This window comes from Streptomyces sp. NPDC051555 (assembly GCF_044454405.1).
GTDB lineage: Bacteria > Actinomycetota > Actinomycetes > Streptomycetales > Streptomycetaceae > Streptomyces.
On record NZ_JBITDP010000056.1, the window covers coordinates 1 to 15,139 of the forward strand.

The window sequence follows — 15,139 nt, forward strand, 5'->3', positions numbered from 1 at the left end:
TCAGCCACTGACGATCTGATGTCGTCCGACACGGCTGAACGAGGGGCTGGCCAACTATCGAACGAGATGGCCAACTACCGATCGAGGTCTCACCCAGCGGAACTGACCTATACACCCGTACCGCATCTCAGTTCGAAGAATTCCCCCTTCCGCGTCCGTTACGACACCCAGGCGTGGGGGGTTGTTCGACCATCGCTCGGTTCCACGTCAATCCAGGGAGGACCAGTGCAGACAGCGCCCCACCCCAGCACAGCTGCTGCCCGAATCGAACAGGCCGGGCCGGGCTACCGGCCGCTGACGAAGGTGGCGCTCCTCGCGCTGCGCCCGGACGGGCGGGTGGCGCTGGTCCGCCGGTCCCAATACCCCGACCGCGGACAACTGGCCTTGGTGGGCGGACGGCTGGAGCCGGCGGAGTGGCTGGACGAGGCCGCGTGTCGGGGGGCCTCCCAAGCCCTGGGCATCCGGGTGGGGGTACAGGACGTCGAGCTCAGCGGCCTCCTCCACTACCGCAGCGAGCAGGGCGCGGGCCGCCTGTGCGCCGTCTTCGCCACACAGCGCTGGTCCGGTGAGCCCCGGAACACCGCGCCGCACAGGTTCAGCGAGGTGGTGTGGGCCGACCCCGGAGGCCCCCCGGCCGACTGCCGGGCCCTGACCCACGCGGTCCTCAACCAGTACGTCGCTGGCACCCTTTACGGCGCCCTCGCCATGCCTACGACCGGGCCGGCCACGGCCGAAGGCGAAGCAGCCTCGGCGGTGGAGTGCGGAGGCGAACCGCGTCTGCCGGTGCGCGGCCCCGCCGGACCGTTCAGGGCCAGCGACGCAACCACCAGTACACGACCGGATCTGAGGGGGACGAAGTGAGCAAGGAAGCCGATGGTGATCCTGAACAGGCAACGGTGTCGGACTCGGAACGGCTGCTGTTCGGCGGGGAGCTGGCGTACGACGTCGGCTGGGACCAGCACGAGGGTGCCTGGCTGAAGCTGGGCCTGTGGACCATGGCCAAGGGGTTACCCCGGATGATCGGCACCGGGCTGCACCTCGCGCACCTCGCCGACGCTCGCGCCCTGCGCGTGGTCCTCGGTGCCGAAGTGGGGCGCGGGATCGCGCAGGCCGTCGGGCTGGTCGCGGTCAACGCGGTCCTGGGCCATATCCTCGCCGGCGGCGGGACGAACGCGCGCCTGACCAGTGCGTTCCCGGCACTCGTCGTCGTGGCCGTCGCCGCGCTGGTGGGTTCGCTGCTGCGGTCCGCGTCCACGGCCGCAACCGGCGAGCTGGAACCGAAGGTCCAGCGGGTGGCCACCGAGCAGTACCTGGGGCTCGTACACCGGGTGGAGCTCGCGGCCATCGAAGACGATGAATTCCACCGGCTGCTGGACGCCGCCCGCTACGGGGCCGACTCGGCCCGGCGCATGATTCGCTACTGCACCAACACCCTCAACTCCGGGATCTCCCTGGTCGCGGCGGCCGGTGTGCTCACCGTGCTCCACATCGGACTTTTGCCGCTCCTCGTACTGATGACCCTGCCGAGCGGGTGGAGGTCCCTGACGATCTCCCGGCAGAGGTACCTCTCCTTCCACGCCTTCGTCCAGCACGCGCGGGCCGGACACCTCCTGGGGCAGTTGCTGACTCAGCGGGAAGCGGCCGCCGAGGTACGCGTCCACGAGGTCGGCCCCTTCCTCCTCTCCCACTTCCGGGAGATGGCCGAGACGAGCGAGCGCGAGCAGACCCGCCTGGCCCGCAGCGCGGCGAAGATCGGCCTGATCGCCGACGGCGCGTCCGGCCTCGCCACCCTCCTCACGTACGGGGCGCTGGGGCTGCTCCTGTGGAGCGGGCGGATGGACCTCGCGGTCGCCGGCACCGCCGTCCTGGCCATCCGCACTGGATCCTCCAGCCTGGACGGTCTCGTCCTGCAGATGGCCGACCTGCACCAGGAGTCCCTGTTCGTCGCCGACTTCGAGCGCCTGTGCACAGAGGCCAAGGCCCGGGCGATCCCGGAGACCGGCGAGGACCTGCCCGAGAAAATCGGCGAAGTCCGCTTCGAGAAGGTCACCTTCACCTACCCCGGCAGCGGGGGCGAGACGCCGAAGCCGACCCTGCGTGAGGTGTCCCTGTCCTTCCCCATGGGCAAGGTCATCGCCGTGGTCGGGGCGAACGGCTCGGGCAAGTCAACCCTGGTCAAGCTCCTGGCCGGGCTCCACCTGCCCGACGAGGACGGCGGCACGATCTGGTGGGACGACGTCGACGCGTCGAAGGCCCAGCGCAAGCAGATCTTCGCCCGCATCGCGCTCATGTCGCAGTCCTTCTTCCGGTGGCCCTTCACGGTGAGGGTGAACGTCGGTATCGGCCGGCCCACCGTCCCCATCGACGACCAGGCGGTACAGGAGGCCGCGGAGTTCTCCGGCGCCTGGAAGTTCATCGCCGCCCTGCGCCGCGGCCTCGGGACCCTGCTCGGGCGGGGCTACAAGGGCGGGCAGGAGGCATCCGGCGGAGAGTGGCAGATGCTGGGGATCGCCCGCGCCCTGTACAGGCGTCCCGAGATTCTCGTGGTCGACGAGCCCACGAGCGCCCTCGACGCGGTAGCCGAGCAGCGGGTCTTCGATCAGATCCGCGCCCTGGCCGCCACTGGCCAGACCGTCGTGTTGATCACCCACCGCCTTCAATCGGTGCGGGACGCCGACGTCATCCACGTCATGAAGGACGGCCAGGTCGCTGAATCCGGGACGTTCTCCGAGCTCATGGACGAAACCTTCGGTACGGGCGAGTTCCGCAACGCCTATCTGATCCAGGCCGCCGCTTTCGCGGACAGTGTGCCAGCCCAGCGAGCCCCTTCGGCGGATCGCGCGGAGGATCTGGCATGAACCCCACTGTGTTGCAGATCCGGCGCCATGTGGGGACCGATACCCTGGTGGGCTGCCCGCGTTGGGGCACCCGGGCGTCGCGGCTGCAGGCGCCTGGGATGCCGGGAGGCACCTTCATGACCGCAACCGCGCCGCTGCTCCTCGTCGACGGGCACCATCTCCTCTATCGGTCGCATTTTGGTTTTCCGAAGCGGTTCCAGGCACTGGACGGCACAGATGTGACCGGCGCTTTCGGGTTCGTGGCGCTCCTGCGGAAGGCACACCGCGAGCACTGCGCCGGGCATGAGGTCGTGGTGGTCTTCGACGCCGAGGACGGCGCGGCCGGCCGGGTCGAGGCCGACCCCGCGTACAAGGCGAACCGGGCCAACGCCGACCACAGCCCGATCCAGGCCCTGGCCCCGCTGAAGGAGATGCTCGACCTGGGTGGGGTGCGGTGGCTGGAATGGCCCGGCGCCGAAGGCGACGACGTGTTGGCGACGATCTCCACCCGGGAGGCCGCCGCAGGCCGTGCGGTGGTGGTGCTGTCGGGTGACCGTGATCTCTACGGCTTGCTCGCCGAGGACTGCATCCGGATTCTCAACCCGCAGGCCCCGCCCGGCCGTCAGTTCGTCACCGCAGGCACTGTCGCCGTCCGGTACGGGGTGACGGCGGCGCAGTGGGCCGACTTCCGTGCCCTGACCGGAGACCCGGCCGACAACCTGTCCGGGGTGGCCGGCGTCGGACCCGTGACCGCCGCCCGGCTCCTTGGCGGCGGACGCCAGCTCGAAGACCTTCCCGCCACCGCACCGGGCCGCCTGGCCAAGCCGCTGGCACGGATCCGCGAAACCTGGCAGGACGTCCTGCGTGAGCGGTCCATCCTGCGCCTGAACCACGAGGTGCCGGTCCCGCAGGACATCGTCACCGGGACGGCCACCCCCGAACTGACCGCGCCCGCCCTGTTGATGAAGGCGGCCGGCCTGTGGTGAACGTGCCTGCGGCGGCCGTCACCCCGTCCGCCAAAGTGTCTCTCCGGGGCCACCGGTCTTTCAGCGCCTATCTGACCGGCGAGAGCACGAGCTTGATCGGGACGGCCGTGCACGGCGTAGCTCTGCCCGCGCTCGCGGTCCTCCACCTCAAGGCCGCCCCGGGGCAGATCGCTCTCCTCGCGTTTCTCGTCCAACTGCCCACGTTCGTGCTCGCGCTGCCGGCAGGGGCGGTCATCGACCGGCACAACAAGAAGACCGTGCTGGTCCTCACCGACCTCGCGTCGGCCGCGGTGGTCGCGGTGATCCCGGCCACCGCGGTCCTGGGGACGCTGTCCATGCCCGTCCTGTACGGCGTGGCCCTGGCGCTGGGGGCCGTGACGGTGCTGCACCAAGCCGCGGCCATCGCGATCGTCCCCCAGCTCGTCTCGCCCGGCCTGCTGCAGCAGGCCAACTCACGGATCGGGGCCGCGTTCGGCGCCGCCGACACCGCCGGTACCTACCTGGGGACCGCGGTCGTCGCCGTGGTGGGGGCGGGCCGGGCCTTCGCCCTGGACTCCGCCTCCTACCTGCTCTCGGCATGGTGCGCGTCCCTGATCCGCACGGCCCCCGCCCCGTCCCCCAGGGCACGGCGGAGGATGGCCGCGGAGATCTGGGAGGGCCTGATGTACGTGGCCCGTACCCCGCTCGTACGGCCGCTCGTGCTGTGCCTGGCCGGGACCGGCTTCGGGTCGGCGCTGACCTCGACCTTCTGGGCCTTTCACCTGCTGACCACAGTGAAGACCGGCACGACGGGGCTCGGCGTGATCATGGGGGTTTCCGGCGCCGGATGCCTGGCCGGGGCGCTCGCCGCACCGAGGATCGTCCGCCGGTTCGGGCCCGGACGGGTCTTGGTCGCCGGATTCGCGATGTACCCGCTGATGAGCGTGCCGCTGCTTTTCGCCGGGCCCGGCCCGTTCTGGCTGCTGGTCCTCTCGGTCGCGGGCGGACTCCAGCTCGCCGCGGCCGCTTGCGCGGGCACCACCCAGCGCTCGGTTTCTTGGGGCGTTTCAGTTTTGTCTCATGGCAGGTCCCTCGTACCGGTGAACGGCGCCCTCTTGGCTCTCCGCTGACTGCTATCTCTCTTCTCCAGGTGTCGAGGGAGGTGACTTGCATGCAGTTGTTCGCGGTTGACATGGCGCTGGTGCGCCGGTATCTGGACAGCCCGGTTCTCAAGGGTGTCGACGCAGCAGGGCTGCTGGAGTTCCACGGGATCTCCGACGGCACGCCAGTCTTCTTGGATGACGAGACGATGATGCCGGTGGAGCCCCTGTGCGCGTGGGCCCGGAGCATGTCGTACGCGGATCTGGCCGAGGACACGATGAAGGACTACGGGCGGATCATGGCCCGGTTCGATGCCCATCAGGCCAAGCGTGACCGCTCGGTGCTCATGGCAGTCGAGGCCGACTTGGTCGCCTACAAGAAGTCGCGCACGCAGGTGCAGGAGAAGCCCATCGGTTCTTCGGCGTGGTCAAAGGAATCATCGGTCTTGGACCAGTTTTTCAGTTTCGCGGTGGAGCAGAACTACCTGCGGCGGCGGCCCGTACGGGTGGCGTCACGGGGTCGGAACGCCCTGAGTTCGAGGACTCGGCGTGGGATGGACATCCGGCATCTGAGTCTGGAGCAGTACCGGTACTTCCGGGATGTCGGGCTTGGCGGCCAGGGCTCGGACTCTCGACTGAACCGGTCCTACCGGGGGAGTTCCCCGCACCGCGACCGGGCGGGGGCGGATCTGGCCCTGTGCAGCGGGATGCGGTGGCAGGAGTGGGCCACGGTGCTGCTGCCCGAGCTCGGCATGGGAGTGGACCGTCCTGGGGGCGAGACCGAGCTCACGGTCCAGGCGTGCGCGAAGTACGGCAAGGCCCGGGCAGTGTTCGTCCCCGAGCAGGCCGTGCGCTCCGTGGAGGCCTACTGCCTGCTGGAGCGGCCGGAGTTCACCGCGGCCGCTGCCCGGCGGCTGGAGCGCCGGCACCGGGAGCTGTTCGTCGTCTCCCGGGTCGAGCCGGAAACGGGCCGGATTCACGGCACGCTCGACGGTATGCGGCAGGTGTTCGTGATGCAGGCGATGCCGCCGAAGTTGCGCCGGATCACGGTGTGGGAAGGCGAGTGCGGGCTGGAGGCCATGGCGGTGTTTCTCGGGCGAGGCGGTCTCATGCCGGGGGCGGACTCTTGGAAGCGGTACCGGCACGCCGCGTGGCGCCGGATGGTGGCCCTGGCCAATGAGACGACGCCGCGGCTGCCGGCCAAGCGGTGGCGATGGCACGATCTGCGCCACACGTACGCCTTGCAGCTGTTGACCTATCTGGAGCGGCAGATGGATGGGGCCGAGCCGGACCTGGTGGCGCGGCGGCGTCGGCATCGCTCCTACTTGAGCGGCCACATCCGCTACAACCCGCTGCTGATCGTCAGCCGCAGGCTCGGTCATGCGAGCCCGGAGACAACGTACGCGTACCTGGAATACACCGATGACCTGGTGCAAGAGTACGAGGCGGCGTTCGCCGGGTGGCTCGGTGATCCGGGGGGAGAGGCTACCTACGCACAGATCGCTTCCAGGGCCTTCCAGCTGGAGAAGCAGTCGGCAGGGGTGTGTTGATGGCGCGGGTGAAGTGGCGGAGGTCTGCTGAGTGGACGGCGCATATGCGGCGGGCGCTGGGGGCTCCAGGTGGGGACGGCAGGGTCGGCGTGCGTGTGGTGGCGGTCAATGATCAGGGTCGGGAGCGGCTGCAGTACATCGATCCCGGGGACTACCGGTGCTCGCGGCTGGCCGCGGAGCTGGCTGATGAGTGGGTGGAGTACGTCGACGCTACGGGTCTGTCGGCCTCGGCGTCCCGGGACTACGTGCGGGCGGTTGATCTGTTGTGCGCGGCCATGGACGCCGTATCCGAGGACTCGACTGCCTTGTCGCTGGAGTCCGTGGATCTGATGCCGTTGCTGGCCCGGTGGGAGCGCACTTTGCCGGCCGCGTACGGGGAGGGTTCGCGGCAGCCGGGGGTGGCGGCCTCGGGCGTGCGGACTTTGATCGTGCGGCGGGAGGACCATGCAGAGCGCCGGGTCGAAGAGTCGCTGGCGAGGTTCGCCCGCGGGATGACTCTGACCGGGTGGGGTGAGGGTGCGGAGCGGGACGAGTTCAGCCGGGCGGACAAGCAGGCGCTGGTCAAGGCCGCATGGTCGTCGGTGCGCGCGCTGGAGAAGCGGCTGGCGGAGGGCTGGGCGCTGGCGGAACAGGGTCGGCATCCCGATGAGGGGGACTGGCTGGGTGTGCCGGATCTGCTGTGGGGCCTGTCGCGGGGTGCGATCCTGCCCCGGCAGATCGGCGACCGGCTCCCACCGACCACCACGCAGTGGCCAACGGTGCTGCGCGAGATGATCTTACGCAAGGACGGGGCCGTCGCACCTCGGCGGGCCCGGCGGGATCTGATCTGGCAGCTGGTGCGCCGCCTCTACCCGACGAATCTGGATCTTCACGCCTTCAGGGTCCTGCTGATGGATGCCACCGGGCACGCCTCCGAGGAGGTCACCGGCTTCGGTCTGTCGGATATCGAGTTCCTCCCGAAGGGTGTGCGTCTGACGCTGGTCAAGGAGCGCGCCCACCGCGTGCGGCACCGAGCCTTCCGCGACGCCCCCGGGGATGAAGAGGTTCAGACGGCAGAGTCGCTCGATCGACCGCGGCGTGAGGCGAGCGCGGTCGTGCGCCGGCTTGTGCAGGTCACGGAGCAGACGCGAAGGCTGTGCCCGGAGGTGGCCGACACCCTGTTCGTGCGCCCCTCACTTGTGTACTACGACCTCAGGTTCGGGCGCTGGGACGCCAACGCCGCAGGGCAGCGGTTCACCGACTGGCTGGACTCGGTCGGGGTCACGGTCGACGGCCCGGCGCACATCGGGCGGCTGCGGAAGTCCACGAAGGTGGAGAAGGCAATCGTCTCCGGTGGCCGTATCAGCGCTGCCGCCGACGACCATCTCGAGGAAACCTTCGCCGGCCACTACGCCCAGGGCACCACACTGCGGATCCTGTCCGGCAAGGTCATCACCACGGCCCAGGCCCACTGGTTCGAGCAGGCCGTGAACGGGCCGATCGTGATCGCGCCGGAGGCTGCTGAGATCGCCGAGGACAGTGAGCGGCTGCGGGAACTCGGACTGGAGGCGGAGCAGGCGGACGGCATGATCCAGGGCGAACTCGACATGGGCGTCTCCCACTGCAAGAACCCGTGGGACTCCCCGTTCAGCAAGCCCGGTGAGCTCTGCGCGGTCGCGCCGCTGCGCTGTATGGAGTGCCGTAACGCCTGGGTCCTGCCCAGTCACCTGCCGCAACTGATCCTGCTCGCCGAGCACCTGGAGAGGGTACGCCTCCGCCTCGATCCGCGAACCTTCACCCGGCGGTGGGGCCAGTCCTACGTCAACCTCCGTGCCGTACTGGAAGAGCACAGCGAGCAGGAGAAGGCCCTGGCACGGCAGCACATCAACGACGGACTGGTCCGGCTGGACCTGCCACTGGCCGCTCATGTGGAGTTCGACGCATGATCATTCCCCGCCCGACTGCTCGTACGCAGTCCCTGTTCCGACCGGACGAGCCGATCGTCCAAGGCCGTGCCCTGCTGCCGCAGGCCCGCAAGGAAGGCACCCGGCACCCGCGTTTCGGAGACACCGACGTACTTGACTTCAACGGGGTGGTGGCCAAGCCCGCCAACCGGAACCCGTCGTGGTGGCGCATCCGCCTGGACGGGACGCTCGCCGAGCCACACTGGAACCTCCTGGCCCGCGAGGTGGTGATAGTCCTCGCCAATCCGCAGCACGAGACGCTGCAGGCCAACGGCCTCCATTTCGGTTTCGCTCCCTGGGACATCGGCACCATCAACTTGAACATGGGCTGCCTGCGCGGGCTGATCACGTGGGCACGAAGCGAGGGCCTGGACAATGACCCGGCGCACTGGAACGTGGCCGATCTGCGCCGGCGGATCACAGCTTTGAGGACGACGGTCAAGTCCCCGACACTGACCCGGCATGTCGCATTCCTGAAGAAGTTGTCCCTCTTCGCCCCTGCCTTCAGTTGTGCCTGGCCGGCCGAGGATCCGTGGCCGGGCAAGACGGCAGGGCAGGTCGCCGAAGACGTACGGGACGGCGAACTTTCCACGAGGGCCGTGCCACCGGACATCTGGTTTCCACTGGTACGGGCGGCCTGGACGTACGTGCACACCTTCGCTCCCGACATCCTCCGTGCCCTTAGCCAGGTCGAACAGCTGAAGGACGCCGCTGCTGCGTCGGCTGCCGGGAAAGACGCCACCCTGGACGCCTGTCTGTCGGACCCGGACTGGAAAGTGCCCTGCCACTACGACCCGCAGTGGCCGGTGGACCTGCCGCCCGAGGTCAACTGGTCGATGCTCACGTTGCAGTTCGGCGTGAACGAACGTCGCAGCGGGGCGCTGTTCGGCCGGTCGTCGGCCGCAGCACGCAGCCGGCGGGCAAAGGTCATGCGCGCCGTCGCCGACGGCCGCTACCACCTCGGCTACCCAATCCCATTGGCCGAGGTGACCCGGACGGACGGCAGCCACGGGCCGTGGCATCCCGGCTTCGACCTCTACGAACTGTCCGTCCTGGCGACTACCCTCCGAAACGCCGCATTCGTGCTGGTGGCGGCGTTGTCGATGATGCGGGACTCAGAATTGCAGGAGATCGTCCGCGGGAGCGTTGTGGAGCACTACAACGCGCCCGCCATCGCCTCCACCCTCGTCAAGGGCCACGACGGGCGGCCCCGCAAGCACTGGTGGATCAGCGAGCCGGTCGCCGAGGCCATCGCGGTCGCCGAGGCCCTCTCCCCTCATCCCACCAGAGTCTTCACCACGCTCACCCCGCACGCGGTCAACGAGGAGCTCCACGGCGGCCACATGGTCGACTCCTTCATCGCCGCCGTCAATGCCGGCCACGTCCACTCCGGGCTTGACCCGATCCCGGCCGGCACAGTCCGGCCCCACATGTTCCGCCGCACGATGGCGATGCTCACCGACCAGTTCGCGGGCTCCGAGATCGCGCTGGGCATCCAGCTCAAGCACATCGCCACCCGGGCCCTGGCCAACCGCGCCACCCGCGGCTACGCCGCACCCGACGCCACATGGGCCAGGCACCTCGACGACGCGGTCCACGCCGCCCGGTTCCGTCGACTCAAGGACCTCTACGTGGACCACGCCAGCGGCGAGGAGATCGGCTTCGGCCCCGCGGCCGAACGCCTCAAGGCTGTCTTTGACCAGGTCACGGCCACAGTCAAAGCACGCCACGGGGACGCCCGGGTCGAGGACGACCTGCTGCGCAAGGCCCGGATCACCATCCGGTTCGGCACGCTCAACAACTGCCTGTTCGACGAGCGCAACCCGGCCGGGGCCGTCTGCCTGGAGAGCGCGGTCGTCCCCGAGGGCCACACCGGCCCGCTGGAGGACCGCTGCCGCCCCGACCGCTGCCCCAACAGCATGATCGGCACCGAGCACGTTCCGCTCTACGACTCCCACCACCGCACCCAGCTCCAACTCCTCCAAACACCAGGCCTGCCCGCCGGCCGCAAGGCCCTGATCTCCAGAGAAGCAGAACGCGCCCAGGCCGTCCTGGACAGGATTCGAGGCACATCCGCATGACCACCCCGCGCCGCGTCACGTCCGACGGCGTCTCACCCGAAACGGCGAGGGCCCTGCGGGCCGCGATGCAGCGGCTGTTCACCGGAAAGCCCCAGCGCACCAACGGACGGCTCACCAAGGAGAACCTGTGGCGAGAAGCCCAGGTCAGCCGGGCCACGATGAACCGCGCCCAGCCGATTCTCACCGAATGGGACGCCCACATCGCCGAGCGGGGCAAGACCACGGCAGGAGAGGCCCACCGGGACGCCGAGATCACCCGCCTCCGTAAGAGACTCGCCGCCAAGGCCCAGGAATGCACCCGGCTGGAGAGGAAGCTGAAGGCCGCCGCGACCGCGATCGCCGCCCTCCACCACGACAACCAGGCCCTGCGAGCCGAACTCACTGACAGATCCGGCACGGTCGTACCCATCGCTCGGCGGCCGTGACCGCACAATGGCGCTCCTGCTGGTCGCTGACGGGCCGTGGCCTCCACGCCGGTGCACACGCATGCGGGAAGGTTCTGTGGCCGCGTAGGGGCCTCAGTAGTTCTCGGCGAAGAAACAACGCTAAGGGCTGATCCGCAGGTCAGGACACGGGCTCCATCGGGGGCTGGGGCTGTGTGTTCGACTTGTTCGCGCAGCATCCGCATGACCGTCGCGGGGGACGGGTGTTGGCCCTTCTTCTTGCCGGTGGTGACGACGAGCCGGGCAGCAATGTCGCGCAAGCTCATCGTCTGACCGCGCAGGTGGAGGGCCATGGAGAGCATGTCGCTGTCGGTACGCCAGCGCCGCCGATGCTCTTGCTCGGGGACCCCACCAGATCAACCCCCCATGGCGCGGTGGAGGGCGTGTGCGAACGCGGCGGTGCTGGGATGGCGGTCGGCGGGGTCGTGTGCGAGGGCGGTGGCCAGGACTGCGGGCAGGCCCGGCCAGCGCGCCGCTGCCGGCCCGTGGAGTGGGAAGGCGGTGGACCTGTCGCTGGTCGGTTTGTCGGGGTGCATCCGGTGGGCGTGGCCGGTCAGCTGGTAGTAGAACAGGGCGGCCAGCGCGTACTGGTCCCAGGCCGGTGTCGGCACGGCCGGGGCCTTGTCCTGGTCGTGGAGCGCGGCCCTTGCTTCGGGTGCGGCAAAGCAGATGGTGATGCCACTGTGCCGAAGGGCCAAAGGGGTGTCATCTTCCAGGCGCCGGGAGTTCTCGAAGTCGATGATGCGCACCTCCTGGTCGGAGGTGAGCAGAATGTTGTGCCGGTTGACGTCGGCGTGCACCACGCCTCGGGCGTGGAGGGCGGCGAAGGTTTCGGCGATGGCCGGCAGCGGAGGCGCTGGTGCGAGGTCCAGTGTCTTGCGCAGGTTGCGGTCCAGGTGGCTCCCGGGTGCCCATGTGGTGGCCATGTAGCGCTCGGTGTCGGTGCGGCCGACGCCGACCACGGCCGGGACCGCGCAGAAGCCGGCCAGCCGGCGCAGCGAGGCGTACTCGTTGTCCAGGGGCCGGTGTCGGGCACGGGGGGCGTCAAGGCACACGGCCCGGATCGCGAGCTGGGTGCTGTCCGGCGCGACTGCCTCGTACAGCGCCTTGCAACCGTTTACCTGGACCGCCCGCAGCAACCGGTAGCCGTCCAGTACCTGTTCGCCGACTCCTGCGTGTCCGGCTGCCGCCCGGCTCTCCACCGCTCGCTCTCCCAACACCAGGACCCTGTCGCCGTTAGAACAACGGCCCGGTGTCAGGCCCGTCAAGGACGTTCGACGGCTTGTAGCTGGTCGGGTTAACGAAGTTGGAGACCTGGACCGTGGCACCGGCCGGCATGTGCTGGCCGTCGACGGTCTCGGAATGCGACAACACCCTCATCCCCGAACCCATGGAGGAACTGCTCTCCTCGGGCTCCGGGGCAGGGGTGTCGCCACTGCGGTGTACGTGCTCGCCAGCCATCGTGAACTCTCCCTCGATCGCGGATCGTGCACCCCCGATCAGGCGGGCACACGAACATTCCACCGTGCGTGACAGCCGCATGCCCGACGCCGCGCCGGAGAAGGGTACGGTTCGATCACCGTCTGGCCCGAGGGCCTGGATCTGGCAAGTACCGAGCTGAGTAAGTACCTGACGCTGCATGAGATCTTGGAAGTGGAGCGTCTCAGGAAGATGGCCTCATCGGGGAGACATGTCGTTTCCGGTGATCGTTCCGTGGCCTTGAACGGCCCGACGCGACCGTTCCCTGGTGCGCCTTCCAGAGATCCTTGGGAGTAGTCATGCGTATGCGTTCTGCCGTGACCGCGTCCTCCGCGCCGCCGGCATCCTGCTCGGCGGCGCGGAGGACCAGGGATGCACGGCGCTTGTGCGAGAGGGATCCGGTCAGCGGATCCATCACCGTTCCCACGGTGAAATCACTCTGCCGCGAGAGCGCGTAGGACACGAGCACGTCGGCTCGGTCGGCCCGAGAAAGCCCTCGAGGCGACAGACCGGAGCCGGCACCACAATCCGGGGGGCCATCGGTCAACGGGCGGCAGCACCGCGGTGCTGATCTCCGCCTGCACGGTGGGTTCCATCGTCAATCCACTCATAGCCGCGAAGATTCCCCGCCTTCCTCGTTCGTGCCAGAAAAGTGACTGTCAGCGGCCCTCTGCGTTCTCATCACGCAAGCTGATCACTTCATACAAAGGAATTTCCCATGCGACGAGCCGTCACAGCCACCGTCCTCGCAGCAGCCGCACTGATCATGGGAGCGGCGGCCGCGCATGCCGACGGCCCCACCGACGCCCTGGGAGGCCTTGGAGGCCTGACCAACCTCGACCCCGGCTCCCTCGGCCAGAAAGCCGACAGCACAGCCGGAGCCGTTGGCAGCGCGACAGGCATCCTTGGCGGGCAGGCCCTCGAAAGCACGGCACCGGCACTCGGCAGCGGGCTACCCACCCTGGGCTGAAACAGACCCCGAACCACACAAACACCCCCTGCCGCAGGCCCGGACCCAGTCGTGGGTGAGCGCGAGGCGGCTTTGCCGGCGGGCTCCCGACCACGCCACCAGCTGGGTGTTGTCGGCCGTGTTGCCGATCTTCGCCATTGACGCGGCCTGTCACCGGCCGCAGACTGGCCGTTCTTGATCAACAGCGTGGACTGGGTGTGCCTGGATCCCCATGGGTGCGAGCCGGCGGGGATCGGGCGGTCCGAGGCGGTGACGGGAGGGCCGGTTGTGGTCGGGGAGGGCTGGGCGGCCTGTGCCGGGCCGCGGGTGGACAGGTTGCTGTCGGTGCTGGTGACCGGGGGGCAGTCTCCCGGGGCCGTGGCCGTCCTGGGCACGTTGGGGGGCTCGCGGATGGTGGTGAGTGCCGGGGTGGTGGCTCCTGAGTGTGGTGATGCGGCGCCCACGCAGCACACCCGCTACGATGCCGCGTCGCTGACCAAGGTCATGGTGGTGTGGCCATTGGTGGGGGTCGCCCTCGACAAGGGCCTGCTTGATCTGGACCGGCCGGTCGGAACGTACGCGGGCGAGCTGCCGGAGGGCCTGCCGGGTGCCGCGGTGACGGTGCGCCAGGTTCTGACGCACACGGCGGGGCTGATGGCGCGGACCCGGATCGACTTGTACGGCTCAAGCCGTCTTCCGCTGGCCGAGCTGATCTGTGCCGAGCCGCTGGAATCAGTGCCGGGTACCGTGCACCGCTACGTCGACCGGGGTTTCATCCTCCTCGGGCTGATCCTGCCCCGCCTCCTGGGCATGCCGCTGCACCGGCTGGCCGAGGAGCTCGTCTGGGGGCCGGCCGGGTTGACGCGCACCGCCTACTCGCCGGTGGGGCGGGGGCCCGATGTCGCGCCCACGATGGGGGGCATTTCTCCGACGGGCCGCGGATGTGGGGCCAGGTCCACGACGACAATGCCGCCTTCCTCGGCGGTACCGCCGGCAACGCCGGGGTCTTCACCACCGCAGCCGACCTGGCCGCTTACGCCGGCCACCTGCTGACCGCGCACGGAGCCCCGACAAGCTGGCTTCGCCTCAGCATGCAGGGCCAGGTGGAGGCGCGACCGGGGCTGGCCCGAGGGCTGGCTTGGCTGGTGTCCGATACCGGCATCGTTCACCACCACGGCTTCACCGGCACCAGCCTCTTCCTCGCCCCGGGCACCGGCCGCTACCTGGCCCTGTGCACCAACGCCATCTATTACGGGCGCGAACGCCGCGCGCTGCCCGGACTGCGCGTCGACCTCATGAACCTCATCGCCGAGCAGAGTGTGCCGCCGCGAGAGGCCGCCTGCGCCCGAGACGTCTGAAAGGCCCGGAACCACGCGATGCCCGCAGCAGCCGCAGCTCCTCAGTACCGGGGTGCGCTGAGCGCTCTCCTCACGGCCAACACGCCCTTCGACCAGGTACTGGTCGTGGCCGGTGCACACCGCGACGCGGCACGGCGGTCCGGATCCCTGCCCGAACTGGCGGCGTCCGAACTCGCTCTGGCCGAGGCTCACCGCCGCCTCGGCGACATCCCGCGGGCCGAACGCGCGTGGAAGGCAAGCTACCGAACTGCCCGCGCCGCGGACGACACCGCGGGCATGGCCTGGGCGCTGTGGTGCGGCGGCACTCTGGCCCGCCAACGCGGGGCCCTTGCGCTCTCCTGAGGTTCCCCCGGGATGCGGAGAGTGTTGACATCGGGTCAGATGGGACTCATGAGAGGACCAGTGGCCATGGCTGCACCCCGGAAGTACTCGCT

The 15,139-nt window shown here is 69.3% G+C and carries 12 protein-coding genes and 1 pseudogene; 11 read left to right on the top strand and 2 right to left on the bottom strand.

The genetic code is table 11. The annotated features are described in order from the left end of the window. Nucleotides 1-225 precede the first annotated feature (225 nt). The 8 genes from ACIBEA_RS43010 (at nt 226) to ACIBEA_RS43045 (ending at nt 10,901) form a co-directional block, all read left to right on the top strand. Nucleotides 226-861 carry an NUDIX domain-containing protein gene (locus ACIBEA_RS43010; protein ID WP_399269759.1) on the top strand — a complete coding sequence of 212 codons (636 nt, stop codon included), beginning with the start codon at nt 226-228 and terminating at the stop codon, nt 859-861. Nucleotides 862-995: 134 nt separating this feature from the next. Further along, on the top strand, nt 996-2,858 hold the full coding sequence (locus ACIBEA_RS43015; protein ID WP_399269779.1) for an ATP-binding cassette domain-containing protein: 1,863 nt from the start codon (nt 996-998) through the stop codon (nt 2,856-2,858). A 116-nt stretch (nt 2,859-2,974) separates the two neighbouring features. Further along, complete coding sequence (locus ACIBEA_RS43020; RefSeq protein WP_399269761.1) at nt 2,975-3,823, top strand: 5'-3' exonuclease H3TH domain-containing protein; 849 nt, start codon at nt 2,975-2,977, stop codon at nt 3,821-3,823. Nucleotides 3,824-3,858: 35 nt separating this feature from the next. Further along, complete coding sequence (locus ACIBEA_RS43025) at nt 3,859-4,932, top strand: MFS transporter (protein ID WP_399269781.1); 1,074 nt, start codon at nt 3,859-3,861, stop codon at nt 4,930-4,932. Between the two features lie 41 nt (nt 4,933-4,973). After that, nucleotides 4,974-6,452: a hypothetical protein gene (locus tag ACIBEA_RS43030; RefSeq protein WP_399269763.1), complete on the top strand. Its 1,479-nt coding sequence runs from the start codon at nt 4,974-4,976 to the stop codon at nt 6,450-6,452. Between the two features lie 98 nt (nt 6,453-6,550). After that, nucleotides 6,551-8,377, top strand: a complete 1,827-nt coding sequence (locus tag ACIBEA_RS43035; protein ID WP_399269765.1) for a hypothetical protein — start codon at nt 6,551-6,553, stop codon at nt 8,375-8,377. After that, nucleotides 8,374-10,476, top strand: coding sequence for an integrase (locus tag ACIBEA_RS43040; protein ID WP_399269767.1), 2,103 nt, complete (start codon nt 8,374-8,376; stop codon nt 10,474-10,476). Before ACIBEA_RS43035 ends, ACIBEA_RS43040 begins: the two co-directional genes overlap by 4 nt. Continuing rightward, on the top strand, nt 10,473-10,901 hold the full coding sequence (locus tag ACIBEA_RS43045) for a hypothetical protein (RefSeq protein WP_399269769.1): 429 nt from the start codon (nt 10,473-10,475) through the stop codon (nt 10,899-10,901). Before ACIBEA_RS43040 ends, ACIBEA_RS43045 begins: the two co-directional genes overlap by 4 nt. A gap of 374 nt (nt 10,902-11,275) precedes the next feature. Here the strand turns inward: ACIBEA_RS43045 and ACIBEA_RS43050 are convergent, their stop codons facing one another. Then, the gene (locus ACIBEA_RS43050) at nt 11,276-12,136 is read right to left on the bottom strand and encodes a protein kinase (protein WP_399269771.1); all 861 of its coding nucleotides are present in this window, start codon (nt 12,134-12,136) and stop codon (nt 11,276-11,278) included. Nucleotides 12,137-12,155: 19 nt separating this feature from the next. Beyond that, nucleotides 12,156-12,380, bottom strand: a complete 225-nt coding sequence (locus ACIBEA_RS43055; RefSeq protein WP_399269773.1) for a hypothetical protein — start codon at nt 12,378-12,380, stop codon at nt 12,156-12,158. A 736-nt stretch (nt 12,381-13,116) separates the two neighbouring features. On the opposite strand from ACIBEA_RS43055, the gene ACIBEA_RS43060 reads away from it, so the two are divergent. From ACIBEA_RS43060 to ACIBEA_RS43070, 3 genes and pseudogenes are all read left to right on the top strand, one after another. Then, nucleotides 13,117-13,368, top strand: a complete 252-nt coding sequence (locus ACIBEA_RS43060) for a hypothetical protein (RefSeq protein WP_399269775.1) — start codon at nt 13,117-13,119, stop codon at nt 13,366-13,368. A gap of 357 nt (nt 13,369-13,725) precedes the next feature. Then, nucleotides 13,726-14,705 (top strand): annotated as a pseudogene (locus tag ACIBEA_RS43065) (serine hydrolase domain-containing protein). 18 nt (nt 14,706-14,723) lie between these two features. Continuing rightward, the gene (locus ACIBEA_RS43070; protein WP_399269777.1) at nt 14,724-15,047 is read left to right on the top strand and encodes a hypothetical protein; all 324 of its coding nucleotides are present in this window, start codon (nt 14,724-14,726) and stop codon (nt 15,045-15,047) included. Nucleotides 15,048-15,139: the final 92 nt, after the last annotated feature.

Excerpts from the sequence above, each read along its gene's own strand:
- ACIBEA_RS43070 (WP_399269777.1), top strand. The coding sequence starts at position 14,724 with ATGCCCGCAGCAGCCGCAGCTCCTCAGTACCGGGGTGCGCTGAGCGCT.
- ACIBEA_RS43055 (WP_399269773.1), bottom strand. The coding sequence starts at position 12,380 with ATGGCTGGCGAGCACGTACACCGCAGTGGCGACACCCCTGCCCCGGAG.
- ACIBEA_RS43040 (WP_399269767.1), top strand. The coding sequence starts at position 8,374 with ATGATCATTCCCCGCCCGACTGCTCGTACGCAGTCCCTGTTCCGACCG.
- ACIBEA_RS43060 (WP_399269775.1), top strand. The coding sequence starts at position 13,117 with ATGCGACGAGCCGTCACAGCCACCGTCCTCGCAGCAGCCGCACTGATC.
- ACIBEA_RS43020 (WP_399269761.1), top strand. The coding sequence starts at position 2,975 with ATGACCGCAACCGCGCCGCTGCTCCTCGTCGACGGGCACCATCTCCTC.
- ACIBEA_RS43015 (WP_399269779.1), top strand. The coding sequence starts at position 996 with ATGGCCAAGGGGTTACCCCGGATGATCGGCACCGGGCTGCACCTCGCG.
- ACIBEA_RS43045 (WP_399269769.1), top strand. The coding sequence starts at position 10,473 with ATGACCACCCCGCGCCGCGTCACGTCCGACGGCGTCTCACCCGAAACG.
- ACIBEA_RS43030 (WP_399269763.1), top strand. The coding sequence starts at position 4,974 with ATGCAGTTGTTCGCGGTTGACATGGCGCTGGTGCGCCGGTATCTGGAC.